General features: G+C 67.6%; 6 protein-coding genes. All 6 read left to right on the forward strand.

Annotated elements, in window-relative coordinates:
• Nucleotides 1-48 precede the first annotated feature (48 nt).
• Entirely contained in the window at nt 49-630 is a 582-nt protein-coding gene (gene pyrR / locus AC2VOG_RS12980; RefSeq protein ID WP_486940306.1) for a bifunctional pyr operon transcriptional regulator/uracil phosphoribosyltransferase PyrR, read from the forward strand.
• The gene (locus AC2VOG_RS12985; protein WP_486940307.1) at nt 627-1,601 is read left to right on the forward strand and encodes an aspartate carbamoyltransferase catalytic subunit; all 975 of its coding nucleotides are present in this window, start codon (nt 627-629) and stop codon (nt 1,599-1,601) included. The genes pyrR and AC2VOG_RS12985 overlap by 4 nt, the downstream gene beginning before the upstream one ends.
• Nucleotides 1,598-2,890 (forward strand): dihydroorotase, encoded by a 1,293-nt coding sequence (locus tag AC2VOG_RS12990; RefSeq protein WP_486940308.1) that lies wholly within the window; start codon nt 1,598-1,600, stop codon nt 2,888-2,890. The genes AC2VOG_RS12985 and AC2VOG_RS12990 overlap by 4 nt, the downstream gene beginning before the upstream one ends.
• 61 nt (nt 2,891-2,951) lie before the next feature.
• Nucleotides 2,952-3,464, forward strand: a complete 513-nt coding sequence (locus AC2VOG_RS12995) for a PH-like domain-containing protein (RefSeq protein ID WP_486940309.1) — start codon at nt 2,952-2,954, stop codon at nt 3,462-3,464.
• Nucleotides 3,465-3,469: 5 nt separating this feature from the next.
• Entirely contained in the window at nt 3,470-4,576 is a 1,107-nt protein-coding gene (gene carA / locus AC2VOG_RS13000) for a glutamine-hydrolyzing carbamoyl-phosphate synthase small subunit (RefSeq protein ID WP_486940311.1), read from the forward strand.
• Between the two features lie 81 nt (nt 4,577-4,657).
• On the forward strand, nt 4,658-5,482 hold an 825-nt coding region (locus tag AC2VOG_RS13005; protein WP_486940310.1), incomplete at its 3' end, for a carbamoyl phosphate synthase preATP-grasp domain-containing protein.

The following is a 5,482-nucleotide window of genomic DNA, read 5'->3' on the forward strand; positions in this document are numbered from 1 at the left end:
CCTTTAACGATCCGTCCAGAGAGGCGGAGAAGGAGGTCAAGATCTCGCATGGGTGCCTCGGGTGACGCCGCTTCGAACAGCGGATCGAGGGAACTGATGTCGGCGGCCGACGTGGGTCGCACTATTTCGCGCATTGCGCATCAGATCATCGAAAAGACCGCTCTCGACGGGGCCGATGCGCCCCGGGTGGTGTTGCTGGGAATCCCCACCCGCGGTGTGACGTTGGCCGACCGCCTCGCGGTCAACATCGCCGAATTCTCCGGTACCGAGATCCCGCACGGCGCCCTGGACATCACGCTCTACCGCGACGATCTGATGACCAAGCCGCCGCGGCCGCTGGAGAACACCTCGATACCGGCCGGCGGCATCGACGACGCGCTGGTGATTCTCGTCGACGACGTGCTGTATTCCGGTCGCTCGGTGCGCTCGGCGCTGGACGCACTGCGCGACGTCGGACGTCCGCGGGTAGTGCAGTTGGCGGTGCTGGTCGACCGCGGTCACCGCGAATTACCGCTGCGCGCCGACTATGTCGGCAAGAACGTGCCGACCTCGCGAATTGAGAACGTGCATGTGTTGCTGGCCGAGCAGGACGGTCGTGATGCCGTCGTCATCTCCCGGGAGGACGCGTGACCAGGCACCTGCTGGCGGCCGGCGACCTGACCCGCGACGAGGCCACCGCTATCCTCGACGACGCCGACCGGTTCGCCCAGGCGTTGGTCGGGCGCGAGGTCCGCAAGCTGCCGACGCTGCGCGGTCGCACCATCATCACGATGTTCTACGAGAACTCCACCCGCACCCGGGTGTCGTTCGAGGTGGCGGGCAAGTGGATGAGCGCCGACGTGATCAACGTCAGCGCCGCCGGATCCTCGGTGGGCAAGGGTGAATCGCTGCGCGACACCGCGCTGACGCTGCGCGCCGCAGGCGCTGACGCGCTGATCATCCGGCATCCGGCTTCCGGTGCGGCGCAACAGCTTGCGAACTGGACCTCCGCGTCGGACGACACCGGGCCGGCGGTGATCAATGCCGGCGACGGCACCCATGAGCACCCGACCCAGGCGCTGCTGGACGCGCTGACCATACGGCAGCGCCTCGGCGGCATCGAGGGCCGGCGGGTAGTCATCGTCGGCGACATCCTGCACAGCCGGGTCGCCCGCTCCAATACGCATTTGCTGCACACCTTGGGTGCCGAGGTGGTGCTGGTGGCGCCACCGACGTTGCTGCCGGTCGGGGTCACCGACTGGCCGGTGACGGTGTCGCACGACCTGGATGCCGAACTGCCCGCCGCCGACGCGGTGCTGATGTTGCGGGTGCAGGCCGAGCGGATGAACGGCGGCTTCTTTCCTTCCACGCGTGAGTATTCGGTGCGCTACGGGCTGTCCGATCGGCGGCAGGCCCTGCTCCCCGGGCATGCGGTCGTGCTGCATCCGGGGCCGATGCTGCGCGGCATGGAGATATCGTCGTCGGTCGCCGATTCATCGCAATCGGCGGTGCTGCAACAGGTTTCCAACGGTGTCCACGTTCGGATGGCGGTACTGTTCCACCTGCTGGTGGGCACCGAGTCGGCCGCCGTGGGGCTCGCCGGCAAAGGGGTGATGGCGTGAGCGTGTTGTTGCGTGGGGTGCGGCGCTACGGCGAAGGCGAGCAGGTCGACGTGTTGGTCGACGGCGGGCAGATCACCGACATCGGTGCCGGGCTGCCGATTCCCGTCGATGCCGACGTCATCGACGCGATCGGTCAGGTGCTCCTTCCCGGGTTTGTCGACCTGCACACCCATCTGCGTGAGCCCGGCCGCGAATATGCCGAGAACATCGAGACCGGTTCGGCCGCAGCGGCACTCGGCGGATTCACCGCAGTGTTCGCGATGGCGAACACCAACCCGGTGGCCGACAGCCCGGTGGTCACCGACCATGTCTGGCATCGCGGACAGCAGGTCGGTCTGGTCGACGTCCATCCGGTCGGCGCTGTCACGGTCGGTCTGGCCGGAAAAGAGCTCACCGAGATGGGCATGATGGCCGATGGAGCCGCCCAGGTGCGGATGTTCTCCGACGACGGCAAATGCGTCGACGACCCGCTGATCATGCGCCGCGCACTGGAATACGCCACCGGGCTGGGCGTGTTGATCGCCCAGCACGCCGAGGAGCCGCGGTTGACCGTCGGCGCGGTCGCCCACGAGGGCCCGACCGCCGCGCGGCTGGGGCTGTCCGGTTGGCCGCGCGCCGCCGAGGAGTCGATTGTGGCCCGCGACGCGCTGTTGGCCCGCGACGCCGGCGCCCGGGTGCACATCTGCCACGCCTCCACTGCGGGCACCGTCGAGATCATCAGATGGGCCAAGTCGCAGGGCATTTCGATCACCGCCGAGGTGACGCCGCACCACCTGCTGCTCGACGACAGCCGGCTCGTCGGCTACGACGGCGTGAACCGGGTCAACCCGCCGCTGCGCGAGGCGACCGACGCGGTCGCGCTGCGGCAGGCTTTGGTCGACGGCGTGATCGATTGCGTGGCCACCGATCACGCGCCCCATGCCGAGCACGAGAAGTGTGTCGAGTTCGCCGCCGCGCTGCCGGGGATGCTCGGCCTGCAGACCGCGTTGTCGGCGGTGGTGCAGGCGATGGTCGTTCCCGGGCTTATGACCTGGCGCGACGTCGCGCGGGTGATGAGCGAGAACCCGGCCCGCATCGCCGGTCTGCCGGATCAGGGCCGGCCGCTGGAAATCGGGGAGCCGGCCAACTTGACCGTCGTCGACCCGGACGCCACCTGGACGGTCGTCGGCGCCGATTTCGCCAGCCGATCGGCCAACACTCCTTACGAGACGATGACGCTGCCCGCCACCGTGACCGCAACGCTGTTGCGCGGCAAGGTCACCGCGCTCGACGGAAAGAGCCCGGTATGAACCACCCCGGCGACCCGACCGTGCGCCCCGAGCGCGGCGCCCCGTTTGAGGAGCGGCGCAGATGAATTCCGCAACGCTGGTCGCATCACTGATCATGGCAGGGTTGGTGGCTCTGCTGATCGCGTTGATCATCCAGTTGATGCTGCGCGGCTGGCGCAAGCGCGCGGAGCGTCAGGCCGAGTTGATCGGCGCACTGCCCCAGCTCCCGGACCGGGTCGGCCCCGCAGCGATCAGCACCCACGGCATCTACGTCGGTTGCGCCATGGCGCCGGCGTGGAGCCAGCGGATCACGGTGGGCGACTTGGGCTACCGCAGCAAGGCGGTGCTAACCCGTCATCGCGAGGGCATCCTGGTGCAGCGCACCGGGGCGCAGCCGATCTGGATCCCGACTGAGTCGATCTCCGGCATCCGGACCGAGCACGTGATCGCCGGCAAGGTCGCGGCCCGCGACGGAATCCTGGCTATCCGGTGGCGGCTGCCGTCGGGGATCAAGATCGACACCGGATTTCGCGCCGACAACCGCGACGATAACAAGGAGTGGCTACGGAGTTGGCCGGAAGGGGTGGCGCTGTGAAGGCGATGCTGGTTCTCGACGACGGTCGTACATTCACCGGGACAGCGTTCGGGGCGATCGGCCAGACACTGGGCGAGGCAGTCTTTTCCACCGGCATGTCCGGCTATCAGGAGACCCTGACCGATCCCAGCTATCACCGGCAGATCGTGGTGGCCACCGCGCCACAGATCGGCAACACCGGATGGAACGGCGAGGATAGCGAAAGCCGGGGCGACAAGATCTGGGTCGCCGGCTACGCGGTGCGTGACCCCTCGCCGCGAGTGTCGAATTGGCGCGCCACCGGGACGCTGGAAGACGAGTTGGCCCGCCAGCAGATCGTCGGTATCGCCGGCATCGACACCCGCGCGGTGGTGCGGCGGCTACGAAGCCGCGGCTCGATGAAGGCGGGGATCTTCTCCGGCGAGGCACTTGCATCGCCCGAAGAATTGACCGAGCGGGTGCGGGAGCAGCAGCCTATGCTCGGCGCCGATCTGGCCGGCCAGGTCAGCACGCCGGACGCTTATGTGGTGGAACCCGACGGGCCGCACCGCTTCACCGTCGCCGCAATCGACCTCGGCATCAAGACCAACACACCGCGCAACTTCGCCCGCCGGGGCGTGCGCACCCGCGTGTTGCCGTCGTCGGCGAGCTTCGAGCAGATCGCCGAACTCAAACCCGACGGGGTGTTCCTGTCCAACGGCCCGGGGGACCCGGCCACCGCCGACCGTATCGTCGCGGTGACCCGTGAGGTGCTGGGCGCGGGAATCCCGTTGTTCGGTATCTGTTTCGGCAACCAGATCCTGGGCCGTGCGCTGGGTCTGTCGACCTACAAGATGGTCTTCGGCCACCGTGGCATCAACATCCCGGTGCTGGACCATGCGACCGGGCGGGTCGCCGTCACCGCCCAGAATCACGGCTTCGCTCTCGAAGGCGAGGCGGGACAGTCCTTCGACACGCCGTTCGGCCCGGCGGTGGTCAGCCACACCTGCGCCAACGACGGAGTCGTCGAAGGCGTGAAACTGATTGATGGACGAGCATTTTCGGTGCAATACCACCCGGAGGCCGCAGCCGGACCACACGATGCGGAGTACCTGTTCGACCAATTCATCGACGTGATGGGCAGCCAACGATGACGAGTGTGCGTGGTTGTCCGGCGACACGCCGTCAGTGGCGTGCAACTGGGCACGCTCGCCCCCCGATTGGAGAGGCAACATATGCCACGGCGGACTGATCTCAAGCATGTCCTGGTGATCGGCTCGGGGCCGATCGTGATTGGGCAGGCGTGCGAATTCGACTATTCCGGCACCCAGGCCTGCCGGGTCCTGCGGGCCGAGGGCCTGGAGGTGAGCCTGGTCAACTCCAACCCGGCCACGATCATGACCGACCCGGAGTACGCCGACCACACCTACGTCGAGCCCATCACCGCCGGCTTCGTCGAGCGCGTTATCGCGCAACAGGCGGAGCGGGGTCACAAGATCGACGCGCTGCTGGCCACCCTGGGCGGCCAGACCGCGCTCAACACCGCGGTCGCGCTGTACGAGAACGGGGTCCTCGAGAAGTATGGCGTCGAACTGATCGGCGCCGACTTCAACGCCATCCAGCGCGGCGAGGACCGGCAGATGTTCAAGGACATCGTGGCCAAAGTCGGCGGCGAATCAGCCCGCAGCCGAGTCTGTTTCACGATGGACGAGGTTCGGGAAACCGTCGGCGAACTCGGACTGCCGGTGGTGGTCCGGCCGTCGTTCACCATGGGCGGGCTGGGCTCGGGCCTGGCCCATACCGCCGACGAGGTCGACCGGATGGCCGGCGCCGGGCTGGCCGCCTCGCCCAGTGCCAACGTCTTGATCGAGGAATCGATCTACGGCTGGAAGGAATTCGAGCTCGAACTTATGCGCGACGCCCATGACAACGTCGTGGTGGTGTGCTCGATCGAGAACGTCGACCCGATGGGTGTGCACACCGGCGACTCGGTGACGGTGGCGCCGGCGATGACGCTCACCGACCGCGAATACCAGCGGATACGCGACCTGGGCATCGAC

The organism is Mycobacterium sp. TH-M11 (assembly GCF_057473725.1).